This window comes from Veillonellaceae bacterium (assembly GCA_012523975.1).
Classification (GTDB): domain Bacteria; phylum Bacillota; class Negativicutes; order JAAYSF01; family JAAYSF01; genus JAAYSF01.
On the sequence record JAAYSF010000017.1, the window covers coordinates 41,847 to 64,786 of the forward strand.

Consider the following 22,940-nt stretch of genomic DNA (forward strand, 5'->3'; position numbering starts at 1 on the left):
GGAAAAATGGAAAACTAAGAGAAATTCTATTTTATACTTCGGATTCAAAATTTTATCTAATAACCCTAGATAAATCAAGGCTATTCTCGTCAGTTGATTAATATCGCTTGAGGTGTTTAATGCTTAAACGGTCCATAGGTTATTTGTTAATAATTTTTGCGTTATTATCCATTAATATAATGGTGCAAAGTATTTGTAAAAACATCAAAACTGTCACTCCTGTTGAAGGACTAAATTATAAAAACTATTGGTTGAAGGTTATCGTACTTCCTCTCGATAGCCGACCAGCATGTACCAATTTTGTTGAGAGACTAGGAGCAATTTCTGGAATTGAGATAATCCTCCCGCCGTCGGAAATTTTAGATAATTATAAAACGCCAGCTGATAAAAACGCTCTTCGAATTTGGTTGAAAAATGAGGGGAAGAATGCTGATGCGGCAATAGTATCCGTCGATATGCTCACCCACGGGAGTTTGCTGGCCTCTCGTTTATCGGCCGGCAGTCCTGAAGATAACCAAGCTGTCCTTGAATTATTAAAAGCGATCCATAAAGAAAATGACAATCTAAAAATCTATGCTTTTAATATAATTCCCCGTTTACTTCTAGCTGATAGCAAGGAAAACTCCGTATATCAAAAAAATGTTTTTAAATACTCGGTATTAAAAGATCAAGTATACACTTTCGAAAATCCCTCTGATATCGAAAAACTATCTGAACTCGAAAATCAAATCCCACCGCATGTTTTATCACGCTATAACGATTTGTATCAACAAAATGTTAAAATCAATACTGAGCTCGCGCACTTAGTTGAAGAAGGAGTCATCACTTGCTTGGTCATTGGCCAAGACGATGGATACCCCTTTGGAATTCCTAATATAAGCAAGAAACAAATTCAGCACTATGTTAGTCAATTGTCTAGCAGAGATAGAATTATCATTACACGCGGCACTGACGAAGTCGCTTTATCGCTGCTCGGAAGAATCGTAACAGACTTTAGCAGTCATCACCCTCGTGTATTTGTAATGTATTCAGATGAGAATGCTCCGCGAGTTACAATGCCCTATATGCCTAATACCGTGGCAACAACGGTAAGGGAAAAAATTTTCCTTACCGGTTGTCAGGAAACTAATGATATAAATACAGCCGACTATGTTCTCTATGTCCACATCGGCACCGATAAAAATATAGATAATCTGCCCGAAATGGCTAAACAGCTTAATGATTTACTCAATAATGGCTATAAAGTAGCATTAGTAGATTTAAGTGAAAACTTTTACGCTAGCCAGACGCTTTTTCCTCATTTAGATAAGAAAAATGCAGTTGTAACAAAGCTTATAGCGTATGCCGGCTGGAATACCACAAGTAATTCGGTCGGTACAGCAGTAACGCAGGCTTTAGTTTTCACTGACGGATTAAAAAGATACCATTCTGCTTATGATATAGTTAAGCTACATCAAGATAATCTAGAATTTCTAACTTCAAGATTCCTCGATGATTGGTACTTCCAAAAGAATATCCAGGACATCATTAATAGTCATCTCAAGGATCGTAAGGCTGACCCCTACAACCTGAATGGTGTTTACGCACAAACAAACCGCCTGGTAAGCACTCTTATGCAAAACCAGGCTCAGATCCTGTATCATGACTATTTTTATAACCACCCTATTTTAATTAAGACACCAGATGGACTAAAAAAATATTATATAACTGACCTTAATGTGGAAGCTCATCTACCATGGGAGCGAACTTTTGAAATTTTTATCAATACTAAATTATCCTATGGTCTTTATCAATGACGGTAAAATATCACAGAAAACAGTTGACAATAATGCCCTCTCTGTGTATACTTAATAACTGTGATAACAAACTGTTTTGTGTAATCTTACGATTATATAGGGGCGTAGCCAAGTCGGTAAGGCAACGGACTTTGACTCCGTCATGCGTTGGTTCGAGTCCAGCCGCCCCTGCCATCTTTACTTCGGGATGTGGCTCAGCTTGGTAGAGCGTTCGGTTCGGGACCGAAAGGTCGCAGGTTCGAATCCTGTCATCCCGACCATTTAAATTATATAACCCAAATATAAAGACATAAGCTTCAGCTACATCCGCAAGGACCTGGCGCAGCTTATGTCTTTTATAATGCCTAAAATATTCTAAGCCGCCGGTAATGTCAAACCGGCGGCTTCTTCTTATAATTCTTCAGTTCTGTCTTTCTTAGCGTTGGCAATAATTGTCTCTGCAATCCGCTGCGGAACTTCTTCGTAATGTGAGAAGCTCATATCATAGTTGCCCCGGCCCTGGGTTATTGATCGCAAATCGACGGTATATCTGAACATCTCTGAGAATGGAACTTGAGCTTTTACTAAACTCATTCCTTTACCAACCGGTTCCATACCTAATACGCGGCCACGTTTCCCATTGAGGTCTCCTATGACATCACCCATGAAAGACTCCGGTACATTTATCTCAACATTGCAGATGGGTTCTAATAACACAGGCTTTGCCTGAAGAGCTCCTTTCCTCAACGCCCCTGAACTAGCGATTTTAAAGGCCATTTCTGAAGAGTCTACTGTATGATATGAGCCATCGTATAGTGTAACCTTAACGTCAACCATCGGATAGCCAGCTAATATTCCTCCATTTAGTGCTTCGCGTACACCTTTTTCGACCGCAGGAATATACTGGCGCGGTACAGCGCCGCCAAAGATAGAATCCACAAATTCGAACTGTTTACCTGGCTCCAGCGGATCAAGTTGGAGCCAGACATGGCCAAACTGTCCATGTCCACCGCTTTGTTTCTTATGCTTACCCTCAACTTTAACAGAGCCACGAATGGTCTCACGATAAGGAATTTTAGGATCGCGCAGCAGTACATCAACACCGAATTTACGTTTCATGCGCTCTGCAAGAATATCGGTATGCAGTTCACCCATCCCACTAACTAACAACTGGGCAGTTTCAACATCTTTACGGACTTTGAAGGTTGGATCTTCATCCATTAAACGGTTCAAGGCATTTGAAATCTTATCTTCATCGCCTTTATTCTTAGCCTCGATACACATAGTAAACATTGGCTTGGGATATGATATCGACTCATAAACTACTGGCTTATCTTTATCGGCAAGTGTATCACCGGTAGTGGTTTCTTGCAATTTCGCAACGACTACAATATCGCCGGCATGTGCACAAGTCAGTGGATCTTGTGTCTTACCGCGTAGCGTGAAAATACTACCAATACGTTCAATTTTTTCTTTTGAAGCATTATATAGCATGCTGTCGGGTTTCATTGAACCAGAGAGAACCCTTAGGTAACTCAACCTGCCCACAAACGGATCAGCAGTTGTCTTAAACACGATAGCCGAAAACGGGTCTGTGATCTTGCGTTCTACTGTTTCCTTGCTTACAGGATGCATACCCATAGCGACTTTACTATCCGGTGAAGGAATATATGCTAAAACTGAGTCTAGTAATTGCTGTATACCAATATTTTTTAAGGCTGATCCACAGAGAACCGGGAATATTTTGGCGTCTGCAATTCCTTTTAACAGTCCTTTTTTTAGTTCATCATCACTTAATTCTTCTCCATCTAGGTATTTTACCAGTAAATCATCATCAGTTTCAGCAACAGCCTCAATTAGGATTTGCCTGCTTTCCAATGCACGTTCGAGTAAATCTTCAGGAATGTCACTTTCAGTAGATTTATTGGTTTGGGACCAAGTTATTGCTTTCATCTTAATTAAGTCAACAATACCTTTGAAAGAATCTTCCGCCCCAATTGGCAGCTGCAGAGGGACAACGCTCGTCGACAGTCTTTCTTTCATAGAATCAAAAACACTGAAGTAATCGGCATTCTCACGGTCCATCTTGTTGATAAAGCCAATGCGAGGCAAGGAAAGCTCGTCAGCATATTGCCAAACCTTTTCTGTTTCCACCTCGACGCCTGAGGCCGCGCATAAAACGACCAAAGCACTATCAACTGCCCGTAAAGTACCTTTAACTTCAGCTACAAAGTCCGCATATCCGGGGGTATCAACGAAATTTATCTTGTGATCACGCCACTCACAAGGAGCAAGTGCCGCGCTGATGGTAACTTTCCGTTTTACTTCTTCAGGTTCAAAGTCCGTTGTGGACGTCCCGTCATCTACACGGCCTAGACGATTAATCGCACCTGAGTTAAATAAGAAAGCTTCCGCCAACGAAGTCTTTCCCGCCCCACCGTGGGCAACAATACCAACATTTCTTAGCCCGTCACTTCTGTACTCTTTCAATTAATATCCCTCCTATATGCTTAGATTAACTTGAACCACACATAGCGTGACTCATGGTGTAAATTGCATGTTTTAGAAATTCTCTGTTTACTGGAAATATTCCTTCTTTTCAGTCAATTTATTCGCGTATTAGTATAAATTTGGTAAAAATATTCTAATGGGCTTAAAAAATAATAACCGCCTTCTCAGGCGGCTATTATTTTTTAGTATTTAACTTTTGTTACAAATCGCACGCATCATTCTTCTAAAAGGTTTGGGCACCCGTAAAAGGTATACCTTCAACGCTTTCACCACGCTCGCCCCCTTGTCACTATGCAGTACAATGTCGTTATAATCTATGTCAGGAGCTTGCATTTCGTGTCAATAGTTAATAAATTTCATTTACATTTGTTCAAAACGCATTAGAACAAAACATAAATCTGATAGTCTATTTAAGGTAATCACAATAGACTCATCAACTGGCTCAGCTTTTGCTAAACGGAGCACTTGGCGCTCTGCACGGCGTGTGATCGTCCGTGCCATATCAAGCGCAGCCCCTGCCGGGGTATCTCCGGGAATAAGAAATTCTTTCAAAGGCGGAAGCCTTTCTTCAAAAGAATCTATTATCTTCTCAAGTAGCTCCACCTGTACGTTTGTAATATAAGTAGCTTTGTCGCCCTTGCTGGCAAGTTGAGCCATAACCATCATTAATAATTTTTGCGATTTAACAATTGTTTCGGAAACATCCTGTTTTTTACAAAATGCTCTGGCTAAACCTAGGGCCGAAGTTATTTCATCAACTGTTCCATAAGCCTCAACTCTTAAGCTGTCTTTATCTACGCGTTCGCCGGTTAACAGGCTAGTAATCCCCTTATCTCCCGTTTTCGTATAAACTTTCATTTTTCCACCTCAATAAAAACATTATCAGCATTAACTATTACTTCTGCTGCTGCAAATAATCCTTAGCCAACTGATGATATTCTATTGCTGACTTACGAATTGCTTCAACTTCTTGGTTAGTTAGCGTTCGAACGACCTTACCTGGTACACCCATAACCATTGAATTAGGCGGTATTACTTTACGTTCAGGTACAACCGACCCAGCCGCAATAATACAGTTATCACCAATCTGAGCATAACTCAAAATGACTGCTCCCATACCAACTAGGCAATTGTTACCAATAATACAGCCATGAACTATTGCGCCATGGCCGACAGTTACATAGTCCCCAATTTCACAGGGATAGTCGTGCATTACATGGACGGTTGAATTATCTTGAATATTTGTATACTTCCCAATAAGAATAGGATGCGTATCACCGCGCAGCACTGTGTTGTACCAAATACCGGAGTTTTCCCCAATCGTAACCTCGCCGATCACTCTGGCACCTTCAGCAACAAAAACAGTCGGATCAATTTTGGGTATTAAATCTTTATAAGGCATTATTTTTTTTGAAGACACTACGTTAACAACTCCCTGTATTGATTAAAATCAAGATCTTTTATGATAGCAATAATCAGGCGCACCGCCGCCTCATAATCATCACGGTGGATAATACTGTTGTGACTATGAATATAGCGTGTCGGAATGCTAAGAACCAAACTTGGTACGCCCTGGTTGTGAACATGAATCTTACCGGCGTCAGTTCCGCCGCCCTCTGTAAATTCCAACTGATATGGGATATTATTCTTTTCTGCAACATCAATAACGAAGTTTCTCAATTTTGTATGAGGAATCATGCTGGCATCATAGATCGCAATAGCAACACCTTTACCCAGTTTACTCGACGCCAAATCTTCAGTTACACCTGGAGTGTCGCCCGCCACACAGGTGTCAACGGCAAAAGCAATATCCGGGTTTATAACGTTGCTGCTAGTCTGAGCACCACGCAACCCAACTTCTTCTTGGACAGTACCGACACCATAAACTGTATTAGCATGCATTTCATTTTGCAATTTTTCCAACACTTCTGTAATAATTGCACAGCCAATACGATTATCCCAAGCCTTGGCCATCAGGAATTTTTCGTTGGCCATAACGGTGAATTCGCTGTAAGGCGCAATTGGATCGCCAGGTCGTACACCAAATCGCGATCTTGCCTCCTGTTCGTCGGCAGCACCAATATCAATGAACATTTCACGCTTCTTTACAACCTTTTTGCGTTCCTCTGGTGTTAGAATATGCGGCGGCTTACTGCCAACTATTCCTGGAATATTTCCTTTAGATGTCAATACCGTTACTCGCTGACCCAGCATTACCTGTTCCCACCAGCCACCTAGCGTAGTAAATCTTATAAATCCTTCTTTGGTTATAGTTTTAACCATAAACCCAATCTCATCCATATGAGTGGCAAGCATTATCTTGGGTTCAGCGAGACTACCTTTTTTTGCAAAAATCACGCTGCCGATCTTATCGTAAGAAATCTCGGTTATATGGCTGAGCTTTTTCATCATTAAATCTTTTACTGGCTGCTCAAAACCCGATACACCTGGTACTGTAGATATTTCTTTTAACCAATTCAGCGTTTTATCCATAACATATCCTCCTCTAATTAAAAGCCGTGGCGGCTCTATCTACAGTATATTGTACGGTAATTGTTTTTTGTATTCAGTCGCTACTTTTCCAAACGGTTTTTGATTGCTTGGAGCATACTCATGCAGTTCTCGCGAACCTTCTTTTTTAAGATAGGGTTTAACAGGCCAGCTATCATTGGTATACCAAATTCAAAATCTACCGTTAATTTGATTTCAGTACCGTTTTCAAGCGGCGTCAAAATCCACTCACCCTCAAATTTTTTAAGATCTCCTTCAATTTGCCGATAGGTAATATGCATATTCTCATCATCAAAAGTATCAAGCTCAATCCATTTAATGACTCGACCGTCTACATTTGACACCCATCTAGTTTGAGTAGTGTTGGCATTGCGCTCAATTATCTCAACGCTTTCTAAGTCGTCCATAAACTCTGGGTATTTATCCATTTCCTTTAAAATTGGATATACTTCATCGGGTTTTGCTTTAATCGGTAATGTTACTTCAACGTATGGCACAGTTTTCCCCTCCCTTAAAAATCTTCAATCATTTCCTGAGCTTTTTCTACAGCATCAGCAACTACTTTTAGAACAATATCAATTTGCTCACGGCCGATAATAAGCGGCGGTTCAATCCGGATTACTTTTGGGTTGTTAAGTGTATAAGCTACCAGCACCCCATTGTTGACAAGTTCGCTCATCATAAGACCGCCTATACCTTCCTTGGTAAGTTCAATACCAATCATCAGACCCTTGCCGCGCACTTCTTTGATTACGTCGCCGAAAGACGCCTGGATCTTCTTGAGACCTTCAATAAAATATGCGCCTTCCACAGCCGCGCGCTCAGAAAGCTTATCTTCCTTAATAACTTCGATTGCAGCAATTGCTGCGGAACAAGCTAGAGGATTTCCGCCAAAGGTTGATGTATGGAGGAACGGGCTTGTTATATATTTTTCCCAGACACTAGCTTTGGCTGTAAAAGCCCCAATCGGCATAACTCCGCCCCCAAGGGCCTTGGCCATAGTAATGATATCAGGAACGACATTATAATGGTCGACAGCAAACATTTTACCGGTGCGCCCGAGTCCGGTCTGAACTTCATCACAGATTAACAGTGCACCATATTCGTCACATAACTGTCTGACGGCCGGCAAATAATTATCATATGGTACAATTATACCGCCCTCACCTTGAATTGGTTCAATGATTACAGCTGCAGTGTCATGATCAATTTCCTGCTTCAAAGTCTGAATATCGTTGAAGGGTACATGACTGAACCCGGATAAGAGCGGTTGGAACGGTTCCCTAAACATGTCGCGCCCCGTTGCAGTAAGTGCTCCTAGCGTTTTACCATGGAATGAGTTAACAGTAGATATAACCTTAGAACGACCGGTATGAACGCGAGCCAGTTTTAAAGCACCCTCTACTGCTTCAGCGCCGCTATTAACAAAAAAGCTGAATCGCAAATCGCCTGGTGTAATTCCTGCTAACACTTCCGCTAAATCGGCCATTGGCTTATCAAAAAGCACCTTGCTAGACAGCGGCATAGTATCAAGCTGACGTTTAACTGCCTCGACTACCTTGGGGTTTCTATGCCCTAAACTAAACACACCGTAGCCGCCTAAACAGTCGATATATTCCTTGCCATCAATGTCACGGATAATTGTTCCCTCAGCTTCCCATTCAATTGTTGCCAATCCCATAAAACGGAATAAACGAGCAACTGCAGGATTTATGTATTTTTCATATTTTTCGATCGTCTCTGAGACTATTAAACCTTTATCCAATTATTTGCACCCCCAGCTAAAAATAGCACATATTGGTATTTGTTTCTATTATAACAGATGAAATCCTTTTTTAGTCTACAGAAATTGAGATTTCAAACCTCCAAGAGACGGCGTGAAACGGCAAATTGTAAAGATTATGCTATAATTATATAAAACAATTATGCAGAGGTAATTTATGAGCAAAATATTAACTGAACAACTGGAGGCCGGTTTCATCTTTGGTGACGCCAGTACCGAGGAATACGTTTATATGCCGGGTGGTGAGATTGGTGCATCTGATCCGTTATGCGTTATTGAAAAAGGTAATTCTTGCAATGACATCAGCCTAGAGGAAGCAATTGATTTAATTTTGCGGCTGACATTAAGACCAGTCAGACACCCCCGTTTAGGCACAAAATCCTGTTGAGCGCAGCTCCAACTTCAATCACCCCTCGGGTACATAACGTCTTTTTCCTTACCGAACACGTAAAGTTAGACTTTCGCTATCTTGGCATATAACCCGTCCCCCTATTTCTTTATAGCACTTCATTTTAAAGGCAACTCCGGTGTTAGCAATTATAGTTTTTAGCCTTTAAACTTGTCATGGCATAGAATATTGTGGGGGTGAATTTTAGTGGCCCATTCTATTGTTATTGACTTATCTGATCGAAAATTATATCTCTTTAAAAATGGAAGCTTACTAAAATCTTATCCTGTTGGTGTCGGAAAAATGTCTACCCCGACCCCGGCTGGAAACTACTATATTGCCAACAAACGACCCAACCCAGGCGGTCCGTTTGGAGTAATGTGGATGGGGCTAAGTCTACCTCACCATGGTATTCATGGTACTAATAACCCTGGCTCAATTGGCGGTTATGTGTCTAAAGGATGCATCCGAATGTATAACCGCGATATTATGGAATTATCTAAAATGGTTACGGTCGGTACACCCGTAAAGATTGTTCATTAAAAAGCAATTCCAGCTCTTTGAACTTAAATTTAAAACCGCACGCGAATAATTCATAAATAACAGCCAACCTTCTAATAATAACTGTAAATGACTTGTAATTAGGAGGTTATAATGAAAACTATTCGTATTAAGTACCTTATATCTTACGCTGTTGTTATACTACTCTCTTGCAGCGTGCTCTTGGGGGGCTGTACAAATAATATGACGCCTGTAAACCCTGCGCCAAGCACTCCGGCACCTGGTAACCCACCGTCGAAACAATTTAATGAAAATGAATTTAAGGTCATTTATAATTACGGTGATACCGGTCCGGTCCAGCTCTCAAATAATAATATTGTAATGAAGATTGGTCAACGACTTATACTTGAACCTGCTCCAGGTCTTACTAAAACTACCCGCTTCTCATCTTCCGGTGCAGACTTTATCGGCAATATTATGAAAAAAGAGGAAGAGAAAGACACTGGCCGAGTCGTATTTACAGCTACTAGCCCAGGCAAAGGTAAAGTTCAGATTATCCCTAACACTACTGATACCGATAGAGCTGTTGACCTTTGGGTAACAGTTGTCCAATAACTTTATACAAGACGCAAGGCCGGAAAATATCCGGCCTTTATCATTTAAATCAATTATTTAGCGCTTTCTCTAAATTAACGAGATTCTCCCGCATTATTATTATATAGTTTTTGCCTTCCTTAAACTCCTGCTCTGTCAGGTTTTCAAGGGGATTTAAGACCAACAAGCCAGCCCCTGTTTCATTTGCAATTGTTTCAGCTAATTTTTGACCTAGGAGTGTCTCAAAAAAAATGTATTTAACTTGGTTTTCCCTACAAAACTTTACAACTTGGGCCATTCTTTCAGGAGTTGGCTCTGAGTCTGGTGATAAGCCCATAATCCCAGTCTGTTTTAGATTATATCGGTTTGCCAAATAACCGAAAGCAGCGTGGCTTGTTATGATATCTCGGCGCTTAACATTGGCAAGCACAGTTTTATAGTCGTTATCAAGTTGGTCGAGTTCTTTTGCGAAACGGTCAGCATTTCGCTCATAATATTCTTTGTTAGCAGGATCAACTTCACAAAGTGCTTTAGTAATGACCTTTAATTCATGCTTAGCAAGAATCGGATCCAGCCAAGTATGTACATCGTTTTGATGCTGATGTTCATCTTTTTCTGCAGTATGACTAATTAAACCCTTACTAACCTCAACTGACTTAACTCCGCCTAACACTTCTTTAGCCAATAGTTTATCGACTGCTTCCAACCCAGCCCCATGATATACAAACAATTTAGAAGACTTAATTCTGATTAAATCTTGAGCCGATGGCTCCCAGTCATGGGGTTCTACGCCCGGTGAAATAAGCATATCGACTTGCACCTTATCACCGCCAACCTGACGGGTGAACTCGTAAAGAGGATAAATAGTTGTAACAATATTAATTCTATCATTTGGAGATTGTATAGGCGTACTTTGGTTACTGCAACCAGCTAACCCTAAACTTATCAAAAGCAGCGAAATAATTCCAAACTGTAGAATTTTCATTTATTATACCTCCTAAAACAGTTGAATTACATTGCAGCGCGACATTTACGGCAGTATCCGTAAAATTCAAAAGCATGCGAAGTTATTTTAAAGCCGCTTTTCTCAGCTTGCACCAAGTCTTCATTCTTGATTGGACAAAAGTCTAAGCATTCAGCCTTGCCGCAGGTTAAACAAACTAAATGATGATGATGATCATGTTTCTCCCCACTAACAATTTCGAACAGATTGCCCTCACGCCCCCTAGTTTTTATTTCATATACTATATCAAGTTTTACTAGCAAGCTTAGATTTCGATAAATAGTATCTAGACTCATATCAGGAAGGCTTGTTTTTACATAGGCTAGCACTTTATGCGCTGTAGTAAATTGACCGCTTTTAATAAGTGCCTCAATAACTGCTCTGCGTTGCGGCGTTATCTTATAGCCATTACGGCGTAAAATGGTAATAACCCTTTCCATTAAGGAACCCTCCTAAATAATATTATTACTATTTACGATTTTACTGTATTTATACTAAAACTTTCAAGACTAAATAAAAACCTCTAATAAAATAGCCCTGCTTTCGCAGGGCTACTTTATACAAATCTTATTTAAACATCATAATTCAACCGGTTCGTAGCGAATTTCCCATGTCAGTGTACCTTTACGGCTAGAATCTTTAAAAATCCGCCTTTCATGCATGCTGTATCCTAATATTGAAATGTCAACAGCCCTTTGGTTAGATAAAATTCTTTTATCTGTTGTACCTGGATAAATCTTTTCAATCTGTCCATTCTCCCATACAATCTTAATCATTGATTTTTCGGCATTATTACCAGTTGCCTGAAAGTTAGTAATAACAATGTTTTGGGCAAAACGACCTGCAATAGCCTGCTTAAACTCTGCTTTTCCTTCGAAAGCAACGTCAGTTCCACGAAGAATCAGAAGAGGCGGGAGAGGTTTAATAATTACAGTATCGGATGGAATAGTTGGATTTAATGAATTAGAGGGAGACCGAGTTGAAATTTTCCCTGTTTCAGAAAAAAGTAAAAAGCCACTTACCAGTAGTATTAGCATTGTAAGTGCACCAATCATAAAGTGTTTCCACTGTTTTGACATATACGGTCTCACCTCCTCTTATGTTTTATCTTATTATTGACGAAATTCAATATTATTCACCCTGTCTAATTGTATTTTATAATTTGTTTGGATATGGCAATCTATTAATATAAATTTCGCGGCGTTCTAGCAATATCCCTTTTGCCATAAGTTGGCGGACTCTGAGCTAGTCAGATACATTAGAGCGTAAACCTAAATTAATTATTACCCTGGAAATAATTGTAATTAAAATAAAAGACGACCTATAGTGTTTTCTCTATTACGTCTTTAATTTTTATTTATCAGAAATAATCCAATTAAACAAAATACTACCCCAAATAATTTATTAAATCCAAACCCTTCTTTATAAAAAATAATCCCAACTGGAATTAACATAATTGCTAATAAAATATTCGCCACTAAAGACCCTACGCTTATATTCCATCCTGAGCGATATGCCATCAAATATCCAAACTCAAGACCGACAATTGAAACGCCTAAAGCCAAGCTTGTCCAATTCAGCTCTTTTACAGACTGCAAAAGTGTTTTATCAGCAGAATTCACCAAAAAAGCAATAGCAGTCAACATTGCAGCTGTAAAGTAGGTAACAAGCAGTGCAGTAAATGGATTTACACTCTCCGGAGTTGATTTTTGGCAAACATTGTATAGAATATTTGATAAAACTATAAGAATAATAGAAAACACATACATAAGAATCCTCCTTGGGGATATTTCAAGCTAGCCGCTTATCCTTACAATTCAGTATTAATTATAACAATTGTGAATAATATCTCAGCTGCATTAATCTAAATGATTCTTTTTTTAAGTGAATTAAATCTAATTATAATTCCTACACTATTTACTAAAGGGGGTCGTATCATGCCGTTTTACCGTGGTTTTATAAATAACAAAGAAACAGGAGAGTATGTGGCTGGGTCTACCTTGGTTCTCTGTAGGAACCAATACCACTCGTTCTTCAGGCATGCCAATACTTGACCAGAAGTTGCATATTGAAAAATTTAATAAACTAATGTAGATCTTTGGGAGGTGATACAATGTCAAAAAATAATTCAAATGATTCATTAGAGCAAAAAAAAATTAAGAAACAAAACCGGAATCTCAAAAGACAAGATATAAGCGGCGATAAACACCTTACTGGCCCTAATCATCCATCGACATAAGAGCAGCGCAAGCTGCTTTTTAAATTTATTTATGTGCGATTAACACTGTAAAAATATAAAAGAGTCCGCGTTTCAGCGAACTCTTGATCTACAATAATATACAACTGGTCGGAGCGACACGACTTGAACGTGCGGCCTCTACCACCCCAAGGTAGCGCTCTACCAAGCTGAGCTACGCCCCGACATCTGCCAAACAGCAATGCTGACTGACAAAAAATATTTTACCTTAAATTTGCTAATATGTCAACTATGATTTTCTTGACACGCTGCTGCTCCACTTTGGTCAATAGTTAAGGTGATATATCTAGCCTGGATGTCTTTTTGAGCAAAGGCTGCAACCATTGCTACACCGATTTTATCAGGATCTTTGTCAGTATACGCCATTATACAGGGTCCAGCACCACTTATTGTCGCTCCATACGCACCGAAATTAAGGGCGGCTTCAAACACTTCTTTCGTTCCTGGGATAAGGCTCTGACGATATGGCTGGTGTAATTTATCATCGAGTGCATAGCATAAATGATCAAATTGACCACTGCACAAGGCACCAATGAGCATACCGGTTCGACCAACATTAAAGACGGCATCTTTTAAAGGTACCGAAGCTGGCAATACTTGACGGGCTTTATGAGTAGATAATGTAAACTCCGGCACGGCAACTACCATTAACAATTCTTGATGTGGGACAAAGCGTAAGCAGTGCGGCTTACTATCTCTAGTTACACTTATAGTGATACCTCCGAAAATAGCGGGAGCAACGTTATCAGGATGACCTTCAAGAGCAGTCGCCATTTCAAAAATCTCCTGTCGGCTCAACAGATTTCCGGTAGCCTCATTGGCAGCGACAAGACCACCGACAATGGCAGCAGCACTACTGCCAAGTCCACGTGACAACGGAATATTATTAACCATTTTCAGGTTTATGCCATAATTAAGGCAATTTACCCGCTCCAGCACAGTGCGTACGGCTTTAACAGCAATATTGCGGTCATCAGTTGGAATAATTTCTTCACCTTCACCAGATACAACGATGTTACAGCATTTGCTATCTTCACACAACTCAAGGTCAATATAATTGTATATTGTACAGGCAATTCCCACTGAATCAAAGCCAGGACCACAATTGGCGGTAGTTCCTGGAACACTGATATGTGCTTTCATAATAACTTCTCCTCTAATTATGCCTTATGATACCACTCTAATAATGTTTTTAACTTCGTTAACTACCGACATACCCTTTATTGTGTCAATGGCTAATCTAATATTAGCTTCTGAAACATAGTACGTTATAAGGACGATTTCAGCGCAATTATTTACTTTACGTTTTTGGATGACAGAGTTCAAGCTAACTTGCTGAGCGCCAAACGCACCAGCAATCGCTGCCAAGACACCTGGTTTGTCGTCTACTAAAATTCTTATATAGTAAGGTGATTTCGTTTGCTTGATATTGCATAATTTTTTCTCGTCAAAACAAGTGCAAAGGATGCGTCCATTGACGTTATGCATCATATTGCGGGCAACGTCAATAATATCAGCCGTAATTGCGCTAGCTGTCGGCATTTGTCCTGCGCCTCGGCCGTAAAACATTGTTTCACCGACTGCGTTACCGCGAACATAGATAGCATTAAATACGTCATTGACTGTTGCTAGCGGATGATCAGAAGGAATAAACGCTGGATGAACACGGACGTCTATGCCATTTTCATCTTCTCGACCAATCGCTAATAATTTAATCACATAGCCAAGCTCAGTGGCATATTCAATATCTTGTTTAGAAATCTTAGTAATCCCCTCGACATATACATCGTCGAGCGCCACTCTGGTTCCAAACGCAATTGAAGATAATATCGCTAACTTGCGAGCTGCATCGAAACCACCGACATCGGCGGTGGGATCAGCCTCAGCATAACCTTTCGCCTGTGCTTCGGCCAGTACATCAGCAAAATCCATTTTTTCGTTGGTCATTTTAGTAAGCATATAGTTAGTAGTCCCATTTACGATACCCATTACTTCAGATATTTCATTAGCCGCTAAGCACTGTTTTAAGGGTCTGATAATCGGAATACCGCCCCCAACGCTGGCTTCAAACATTAGGTCGACATTTGATTCCTCAGCAGCTTCAAATAACTCCTTGCCATACTTAGCGACAACGTCTTTATTAGCAGTAACAACATGCTTTCCCGCGCGGAGGGCTCTTAATATATAATCTTTGGTTGGGTTTTCACCGCCCATAACTTCAACTATTATATCAATCTCCGGGTCGTTTATTATTTGCTCGTAATCTGTAGTAATATTGCCGCTAAATTCAATATCTCTAACCTTTTGAGGATTACGCACTAAAACAGTTTTTACATTGAGGGCCGCTCCGATTTTGGGTGCAATCTTATCGCCGTTGGAATTTAAGATCTTCACCACACCTGAGCCTACGGTTCCAAATCCTAATAATGCTACATTTATTATTTTATCATCCATATAAATGCTCCTCTCTAAGCTTGGCCTAGGACCTCTAGTCGCTTAACACCATCTACCAATCTCAATTTGTCAAGTAAAGCCTCTAAATCTATATCAAGTTCAGCCGTTTCTATCGATATTGTTGCATTAGCCACGCCTTGAAGGGGTATGCCTTGATTAATTGTCATAACACTACCGTTGTCGGCAGCAATAGTATTTAACACACGGGATAATACACCTGATCGATGTTCAAGCAATACCGCCAATGTTACAATTTTTTCACGGCTAGCCTCATAAAAGGGAAAGACATAATCCTTATATTTGTAATATGCACTACGGCTAAGCTCCATTTTTTCGACAGCCTCGTTAATTGTTGCAACTTCGCCTCTTTTAAGTAAGTCTTTAACCTTTATCGTCTTCTTAATAGCCTCAGGTAAAATTTCTTCTCTAACTAAATAATATACGCCAGCCTTATTATTAGGCATATTTATCTCCTCCTTTAGTTCTGCATGCGCGGATAATTATCTATTTACAGTAGACATTATAGCATTCTAACTATCACGAAACAAGTACTATTATAAGTTTTGTAAAAAAATAAAGTCAGTCGCTAGACTGACTTTGGACTATATCTATTAAAATATAATGCAAATTAAGCCACCGCTGCCGTCGTTAACAATTTTTTGCAGCGAATCCCGGAGTTTTGTTTGGGCGCTTTCTGGCATGCCTGATAATTTATTTTGAATGCCTTCACGTACCAATGCATTTAAGGATTTTCCGAATAGATTAGTGCGCCAAATTTTTTCCGGCTCGCCTTCAAATTCCCGCATCAGGTATTGAACAAGTTCTTCACTTTGTTTTTCAGTTCCAATAATTGGTGAAATTTCGGCTTGAACATCGGTTTTAATGATATGTAGCGAAGGAGCCATTGCCCGCAGACGTACTCCAAAACGATTGCCTGTACGGATGATTTCTGGCTCTTCTAGAACCATTTCATCAAGCTGCGGTGGGACAATTCCATACCCCGTCTGCCGAACCTGCTCAAGCGCAGTTGCCATTTTATCATACTCTCGCTTAGCTATCGAGAGGTCTTGCATCAGCCTCAGTAGATGATGTTCTCCGGCAATAGTAAAACCGGTTAATTCTTCAAGAACTTGGTAGAACAGATCTTGACGAGCTGTTATTTCAAGGACAGCTAGCCCGGATCCAAGATCCATGTCATGGAGTATGACATCTGCAACAAACTCATAACCCGACAAGTCATCAATGGCGCGATCAATATCCCGCAAGCGGCGAACATATTGAAGTACTTCTTGTACAGCTGTGTCAAATTTCTGTTTGAGCCAATGCTCAGCCTCTAGCTCTTCTACCCATTTAGGCAGCGAAATATTGACTTCTTTTACCGGGAATTCATATAAAACTTCTTGTAGTATTGCATAGACATTATCATGACTCAGTTGAGCGCAGTCCACTGGAATTACCGGAACATCATAGGTGCTCTCTAGCTTCGCTACTAACTCTCTGGTTTCTTTTGCAACTGGTTGATTAGTATTTAAAATTACTAAAAATGGCTTCTGAAGTTCTTTTAATTCGTTTATTACTCGCTCCTCGGCTGGTAGATAGTTTTCCCTATCGAGGTCAGTTACACTTCCGTCAGTGGTTACTACCATTCCGATTGTCGAGTGCTCGGCTATGACTTTACGAGTGCCAATTTCAGCGGCCTCTTGAAATGGGATTTCATGATCGTACCAGGGAGTAAGAACCATCCGCGGGCCTTCTTCTTCATAACCAAGGGCGCCTTCGACAGTATATCCTACACAGTCGACTACTCTGACCCTGACACTTACATTATCTTTTACATTAATTTCGACAGCTTCATTAGGAATGAACTTAGGCTCGGTAGTCATGATGGTTCTACCGGCTGCACTTTGCGGCAGTTCATCTTTAGCCCTTTCTTTATCATAAGGATCGCTAATATTAGGTAAAACCATTGTTTCCATAAACCGCTTGATAAATGTCGATTTCCCGGTACGTACTGGGCCTACAACTCCGATATAAATATCACCGCCAGTACGTTCGGCAATATCTCTAAATAGATCAAATTTTTCCATCTGTTTCCCTCCCCATAACTCAATTTATGTAGAATGTGAGCACTGCCCACTAAATCCTCGCGCTCATCCCTCCCTTAAGCAAAATAGTTTCCGGACGAGAAGGAATAAATAATTGTAGCCTATCATCAACTTAATATATGTCTAACCATTATAAATATATGACATGCCGCTAATATTATTACAATTAAAAAAGAGTATGGTAACTTCCATACTCTTAATCCACCCATAGTGTATTTTCAGTGACAACTTCTTCAACTTCATTTGTTTTGCATCGCGTCATCAATTCCAATACGGCTTCCATTGTCGGTTTTTGTTCATAAAGTATCGAAAAAAGTTGTTCGGTAATAGGCATTTCAACGTTGTGGTCTTTAGCCAGGTGATATGCCGCCCAAGTAGCTTTAATCCCTTCTACCACCATATTAGTTTCTGCCTCAATTTGCCCGATGGTTTTTCCTGCAGCCACCAACATACCTGCTCGGCGGTTTCGACTATGCTCACTAGTACAAGTAACAATAAGGTCGCCTATACCTGACAACCCAGCAAAAGTAAAGGGTTGACCGCCCAAGGCTATGCCTAACCGAGTAATTTCAGTAATTCCCCGCGTCATTAAGGCCGCTTTGGTATTGTCACCAAGGCTCAAACCCTCAATAATCCCGGCACCAAGAGCAATAATATTCTTTAAGGCACCGCCGAGTTCCACTCCAACAATGTCAGGATTGGTATACACTCGAAAATATGGGAGCATAAAGGCATCCTGGACTTTCTCCGCGGCCATCCGAGACTTCGATCCCACGACAGTGGCTGTCGGTTGCTGTAGCCCGACTTCCTCGGCATGATTAGGCCCTGAAAGCGCTACGACTTTATCCTCAGCACTAGGTATTTCCTCGATAATAACTTCCGACATTCGTTTATAGGTCTGTAACTCAAGTCCCTTTGCTGCAGTTACTATTATGGTATTTTCATCAAGCAGCCTAGATAAGCGCTGTGCTGTAGTACGAATGGCGTGAGACGGTGTGGCAAGCACTACTATCTCAGCCTTATCAACGGCAGCCGCCAAATCATTTGTACAGTATAGAGTAGGCGAAAGCATGACTCCAGGAAGGTATTTCTTGTTCTGCCGTTCGGAGTTTATTTGTTCAGCCAAAGTGATATTGCGTACCCACAAGGCTACTTGCTGGCTTTTAGTAGCTAACATGCCCGCCATTGCAGTTCCCCAACTACCGGCACCGATTACGGCTATTTTCATTAGCTATTTCTCCTTTTTATCTATCTTTCCTAAATTGCCAGGTTTGATTTTTAGTTCTTCGCCTTTAAGCAAACGTTCGATATTAGGTCTATGCCTAATTATTACAAAGAGCGCGGCAATCACACCAAATATCAAAAATTCTAAAATTTCCCCAAACAGCCACATTGTAACCGGTACAAGCGCAGCAGCAACAATCGACCCTAACGATACATACCGAGTAAAATAAACAATTAGTGCCCAAGCAATAAAAACAACCAGCGTAACCTTTGGCGATAGCATCGCAATAACTCCTAGGCCGGTTGCAACACCCCGGCCGCCTTTAAAACCAAGAAAGGCTGACCAGTTATGACCTGCAATCGCAGCAATCCCTCCTATCAACAGAGCAAGAGGTGTACCAATTAAATACTGACCAAGATAGACACCGGCAACACCTTTAGCAGCATCTGTTAGGAATACGGCAACTGCAGGCCAAGGGCCAAGCACCCGAAAAGCATTTGTTGCGCCAATATTTTTACTTCCAAACTGGCGTAGGTCAACTCCACCTACAAGCTTGCCAACAAATAATCCGTTCGGGATCGAACCGATTAGATATGATATTAAAAAAAGTAATAAGTACATCTTTTCTCCTCGCCCTAAGCTATTCTTCTTCCTTGCGGCCTCGTACTACAAGTTTTATCGGTGTGCCTTCAAGACCAAAACTCTCTCTAAGTTTATTCTCTAAATAACGAAGGTAAGAAAAATGCATTATTTCCGGATCATTAACAAAAAGAATAAAGGTCGGGGGCTTAACATCCGGCTGGGTAGCAAAATAAATTTTTAAGCGTTTCCCATGACTGGATGGCGGCGGATTAATGGCTGTCGCGTCCTCAATTACTTGATTCAGAACGCTAGTTTGAACGCGCATCGAATGCTGATCGGCAACGTACTTTACCAAATCTGTTATCCGGTTAACTCTTTGTTTGGTGAGCGCCGAAGTAAACAGAACCGGAGCATATTGAATAAACGCCATCTCATTACGAATCATATCTGTAAATCTCAAAGCTGTTTTACTGTCCTTTTCAATAAGATCCCACTTATTAACAACAATAATTGTAGCTTTGCCAGCCTCATGCGCATAACCAACAATTTTTTTATCCTGTTCGGTAACCCCTTCTTCGGCGTTTATTACCATAAGAACAACATCTGCCCTGTCAATTGCTCTAAGCGAACGAATAACACTATAACGTTCAACGGGCATGTCAATTTTAGCTTTGCGCCGCATACCTGCGGTATCAATCAGTAAAAAGTTAGTATTATCTTTAGTAAAATGAGTGTCAATAGCGTCACGGGTAGTGCCCGGAACATCACTCACTATTACCCGTTCTTCACCAATTAGTGAATTTACTAATGAAGACTTACCAACATTCGGCCTGCCAATTACGGCGACCTTTATCAAATCGTCATGATCTTCAACTGGTGTATAATCGGCAAGGCATTCAATAACACGATCTAGTAAGTCTCCTATATTTAATAGATTGGCTGCCGATATACCGATTGGATCACCAAGACCCAAATTATAAAACTCATAAATATCATGTTCATTTTTCACGCTGTCAACTTTATTAACAGCCAAAATCACCGGTTTGCGGGTGCTGCGTAAAATGGCCGCTACTTCCTGGTCAGCCGTGGTCAGGCCTGTTTTGGCATCGACAACAAATACGATAACATCGGCTTCCTCAATGGCTAATTTAGCTTGGTGCCGCATTAACGTAAGAATTTTATCAGTTGTTTCAAATTCGATACCGCCAGTATCTACCATGGTAAACTCGCGGCCGAGCCATTCTCCATCCATATAGATCCTGTCGCGCGTTACGCCAGGCATATCTTCAACTATGGAAACCCTTTTCTTGCCGATACGATTGAATAAGGTTGATTTTCCGACATTCGGCCGACCAACTATTGCAACAATTGGTTTATTCAATATTATCACCTACTATCATTCTCTTTAGTATTCTGCCCCGGCCCGGGATTCAGTACCACCGTTATAATAATGCCGAATTTCTTGCATTTCGGTTACTAAATCGGCAATATCAATAATTTGCTGGGGGGCATACCTGCCTGTCAAAATTAATTCTGGCTTTTTAGGAAGGGCTTTAAATCTCATAAGAAAGGCTGATACTTCATTTACGTCAAGCAACTTACAAGCGATAGCTACATTTATTTCATCAAGAATTACTATATCATACTCACCCGAGGTTATTATTGCTTTTGCCTTCTGCCAGCCTTTTTGAGCTAAATCAACATCAATTTGATCCGGATCAGCAAGGTTTACAAAATCATTTCGACCGACTTGTATCAACGTAAAATTCGGGAGATATTTGCTTGCATGAACTTCACCATAGGCATCACTTTCTTTCATAAATTGAATCATACAAACTTTTAAATTATGACCCGTGGCGCGTAATGCTAAACCTAAGCTAGCAGTAGTTTTTCCTTTGCCATTACCAGTATATACTTGAATTAACCCTAAATTAGTCATGATTACCTCCAAGCTGTTAATAATCGCACCAAATCGCTAGCGCTATATGCTACTTTTACAGGAACATCAAGGCCATCAGCGATATACTCAGGATTTTTATCGTCTAAAAAGATGTCCTCGCCTTTACGCAGCGCTACACCAGGCAAGATTATACCGGTTCGTTTACCTGGTAACGATTTCAGCTTGTCGAGTATGTCTTGGGCTGTGAGAAGTCCGGTTACTGTAATAGCTTCACCAAAAAATTGATTTTGTACCGGTATTAATCTTACATTAAGATTAGCAACTTTCAAATCATCTATCAACGGTCGTAAGACTTTTTCAGCTGAAACACCACAAATTACATCAAGATAAGTTGGTTCTTTATATCCATCTTGAATAAAATCAGCCTCTTGCCACTCAGCTAAAAAGCTTCGGACTAAGCCGATACCGTTTTCAAGTTGAGGAAAACCGTCATAAAACTCGTATTCCGGAATTGGACAACCAGCCGCTAAGTAAAATTCATCCGAAAGATATACAAATGAATTGCCATCTTTCTGACGGCACTGCTGCTGCCACGCACTTACCATATCGATTATTTTTATCGACTCTTCTTGTGTAAAACCTCGCAGCGGATGGCAATTGTCTCGAAACTTAGTTAGGCCTACCGGCACAATTGCCAGTGACAAAACGCTAGGATGCAAGCTATAGAGATTACTAAAAGTTTTCTCTAGAATCTCGCCATCGTTCTCACCCGGACAAAGAACAACTTGAGTATGTATCTCAACACCAAATTCCGTTAATGCTTTTAGCTGCCCCATAATATCGCCGGCCCGCTTATTATTTAGCATTCGGGCTCGTACTTGACCATCGGTGGCATGTACAGATACGTATAACGGCGATAAATGTAGCCGGCGTATACGATCTATATCTTTCTGAGTCAAATTGGTTAGCGTTACAAAATTGCCATATAAAAAGGAAAGTCTGTAATCGTCATCTTTGACGTACAGGCTTTGGCGCATGTCGGGAGCCATTTGATCCACAAAGCAAAAAATACACTTATTAGCACAGCGTCTTACACCATCAAAGACCGCACTCTCAAACTCAATTCCCATATCTTCATCATAATCTTTTTCGATTTCAAATATTTCTTGTTGACCACTTAACCTTTCAACAAGCAATTCAATATCTTCATCGGCAAAAGCAAAACTCAAATCAATTAAATCGGTAACTGCCTGACCATTCACTGCTAGGATTTTATCTCCTGGCATTAACCCAAGCTCACTAGCTATACTTTCAGGCGATATATGCGCAATAACGCCGCTAATTGACAAAC

23 protein-coding genes and 3 tRNA genes are annotated in these 22,940 nt (G+C 40.5%); 6 read left to right on the forward strand and 20 right to left on the reverse strand.

All coding sequences use genetic code 11. The features are described from left to right. Positions 1-119: 119 nt before the first annotated feature. The 3 genes from GX348_02590 to GX348_02600 all read left to right on the forward strand — a co-directional run bounded on the left by GX348_02590 (position 120) and on the right by GX348_02600 (position 2,056). Complete coding sequence (locus tag GX348_02590; protein NLP41076.1) at positions 120-1,796, forward strand: DUF4127 family protein; 1,677 nt, start codon at positions 120-122, stop codon at positions 1,794-1,796. A gap of 98 nt (positions 1,797-1,894) precedes the next feature. Next, positions 1,895-1,970: transfer RNA gene (locus GX348_02595), tRNA-Gln, on the forward strand. 9 nt (positions 1,971-1,979) lie between these two features. Then, positions 1,980-2,056 (forward strand) — tRNA-Pro (locus GX348_02600). A 130-nt stretch (positions 2,057-2,186) separates the two neighbouring features. Here the strand turns inward: GX348_02600 and fusA are convergent. The 6 genes from fusA to GX348_02630 all read right to left on the reverse strand — a co-directional run bounded on the left by fusA (position 2,187) and on the right by GX348_02630 (position 8,478). Beyond that, positions 2,187-4,265 (reverse strand): elongation factor G, encoded by a 2,079-nt coding sequence (fusA, locus tag GX348_02605; GenBank protein ID NLP41077.1) that lies wholly within the window; start codon positions 4,263-4,265, stop codon positions 2,187-2,189. Positions 4,266-4,646: 381 nt separating this feature from the next. Continuing rightward, positions 4,647-5,144, reverse strand: a complete 498-nt coding sequence (locus GX348_02610; protein NLP41078.1) for a cob(I)yrinic acid a,c-diamide adenosyltransferase — start codon at positions 5,142-5,144, stop codon at positions 4,647-4,649. 37 nt (positions 5,145-5,181) lie between these two features. Beyond that, positions 5,182-5,688 carry a gamma carbonic anhydrase family protein gene (locus GX348_02615; GenBank protein ID NLP41079.1) on the reverse strand — a complete coding sequence of 169 codons (507 nt, stop codon included), beginning with the start codon at positions 5,686-5,688 and terminating at the stop codon, positions 5,182-5,184. A 17-nt stretch (positions 5,689-5,705) separates the two neighbouring features. Next, entirely contained in the window at positions 5,706-6,779 is a 1,074-nt protein-coding gene (locus GX348_02620) for a M42 family metallopeptidase (protein ID NLP41080.1), read from the reverse strand. Positions 6,780-6,859: 80 nt separating this feature from the next. Beyond that, positions 6,860-7,294, reverse strand: coding sequence for a cyclase (locus GX348_02625; GenBank protein NLP41081.1), 435 nt, complete (start codon positions 7,292-7,294; stop codon positions 6,860-6,862). Between the two features lie 14 nt (positions 7,295-7,308). After that, positions 7,309-8,478, reverse strand: a complete 1,170-nt coding sequence (locus tag GX348_02630; protein ID NLP41082.1) for an acetylornithine/succinylornithine family transaminase — start codon at positions 8,476-8,478, stop codon at positions 7,309-7,311. 259 nt (positions 8,479-8,737) lie between these two features. On the opposite strand from GX348_02630, the gene GX348_02635 reads away from it, so the two are divergent. The 3 genes from GX348_02635 (at position 8,738) to GX348_02645 (ending at position 10,084) form a co-directional block, all read left to right on the forward strand. Further along, complete coding sequence (locus GX348_02635) at positions 8,738-8,968, forward strand: hypothetical protein (GenBank protein NLP41083.1); 231 nt, start codon at positions 8,738-8,740, stop codon at positions 8,966-8,968. Positions 8,969-9,175: 207 nt separating this feature from the next. Then, positions 9,176-9,511, forward strand: a complete 336-nt coding sequence (locus GX348_02640; protein ID NLP41084.1) for a L,D-transpeptidase — start codon at positions 9,176-9,178, stop codon at positions 9,509-9,511. A gap of 111 nt (positions 9,512-9,622) precedes the next feature. Continuing rightward, positions 9,623-10,084, forward strand: a complete 462-nt coding sequence (locus GX348_02645; GenBank protein NLP41085.1) for a hypothetical protein — start codon at positions 9,623-9,625, stop codon at positions 10,082-10,084. A gap of 49 nt (positions 10,085-10,133) precedes the next feature. On the opposite strand, the gene GX348_02650 is transcribed toward GX348_02645, so the two are convergent. From GX348_02650 to GX348_02715, 14 genes are all read right to left on the reverse strand, one after another. After that, a complete protein-coding gene (locus GX348_02650; protein NLP41086.1) occupies positions 10,134-11,048 on the reverse strand; it encodes a zinc ABC transporter substrate-binding protein in 915 nt (304 codons plus the stop codon). Between the two features lie 26 nt (positions 11,049-11,074). Further along, on the reverse strand, positions 11,075-11,506 hold the full coding sequence (locus tag GX348_02655) for a transcriptional repressor (protein ID NLP41087.1): 432 nt from the start codon (positions 11,504-11,506) through the stop codon (positions 11,075-11,077). Between the two features lie 138 nt (positions 11,507-11,644). Further along, positions 11,645-12,145, reverse strand: a complete 501-nt coding sequence (locus GX348_02660; GenBank protein ID NLP41088.1) for a hypothetical protein — start codon at positions 12,143-12,145, stop codon at positions 11,645-11,647. Positions 12,146-12,412: 267 nt separating this feature from the next. Then, the gene (locus tag GX348_02665; protein NLP41089.1) at positions 12,413-12,841 is read right to left on the reverse strand and encodes an EamA family transporter; all 429 of its coding nucleotides are present in this window, start codon (positions 12,839-12,841) and stop codon (positions 12,413-12,415) included. 569 nt (positions 12,842-13,410) lie between these two features. Then, positions 13,411-13,487 (reverse strand) — tRNA-Pro (locus tag GX348_02670). Between the two features lie 61 nt (positions 13,488-13,548). Further along, complete coding sequence (locus GX348_02675) at positions 13,549-14,466, reverse strand: homoserine kinase (protein ID NLP41090.1); 918 nt, start codon at positions 14,464-14,466, stop codon at positions 13,549-13,551. Between the two features lie 24 nt (positions 14,467-14,490). Continuing rightward, positions 14,491-15,777, reverse strand: coding sequence for a homoserine dehydrogenase (locus GX348_02680; protein ID NLP41091.1), 1,287 nt, complete (start codon positions 15,775-15,777; stop codon positions 14,491-14,493). A gap of 14 nt (positions 15,778-15,791) precedes the next feature. Continuing rightward, positions 15,792-16,241 carry an ACT domain-containing protein gene (locus GX348_02685; protein NLP41092.1) on the reverse strand — a complete coding sequence of 150 codons (450 nt, stop codon included), beginning with the start codon at positions 16,239-16,241 and terminating at the stop codon, positions 15,792-15,794. A gap of 147 nt (positions 16,242-16,388) precedes the next feature. Next, entirely contained in the window at positions 16,389-17,864 is a 1,476-nt protein-coding gene (gene spoIVA, locus GX348_02690) for a stage IV sporulation protein A (GenBank protein ID NLP41093.1), read from the reverse strand. A 214-nt stretch (positions 17,865-18,078) separates the two neighbouring features. Next, positions 18,079-19,110: an NAD(P)H-dependent glycerol-3-phosphate dehydrogenase gene (locus GX348_02695; protein ID NLP41094.1), complete on the reverse strand. Its 1,032-nt coding sequence runs from the start codon at positions 19,108-19,110 to the stop codon at positions 18,079-18,081. Positions 19,111-19,113: 3 nt separating this feature from the next. Then, on the reverse strand, positions 19,114-19,728 hold the full coding sequence (plsY, locus tag GX348_02700; protein ID NLP41095.1) for a glycerol-3-phosphate 1-O-acyltransferase PlsY: 615 nt from the start codon (positions 19,726-19,728) through the stop codon (positions 19,114-19,116). A 19-nt stretch (positions 19,729-19,747) separates the two neighbouring features. Continuing rightward, positions 19,748-21,070, reverse strand: coding sequence for a ribosome biogenesis GTPase Der (locus GX348_02705; protein ID NLP41096.1), 1,323 nt, complete (start codon positions 21,068-21,070; stop codon positions 19,748-19,750). 24 nt (positions 21,071-21,094) lie between these two features. Continuing rightward, positions 21,095-21,628, reverse strand: coding sequence for a cob(I)yrinic acid a,c-diamide adenosyltransferase (locus tag GX348_02710; GenBank protein ID NLP41097.1), 534 nt, complete (start codon positions 21,626-21,628; stop codon positions 21,095-21,097). A gap of 2 nt (positions 21,629-21,630) precedes the next feature. Beyond that, positions 21,631-22,938, reverse strand: coding sequence for a DUF512 domain-containing protein (locus GX348_02715; GenBank protein ID NLP41098.1), 1,308 nt, complete (start codon positions 22,936-22,938; stop codon positions 21,631-21,633). Positions 22,939-22,940: the final 2 nt, after the last annotated feature.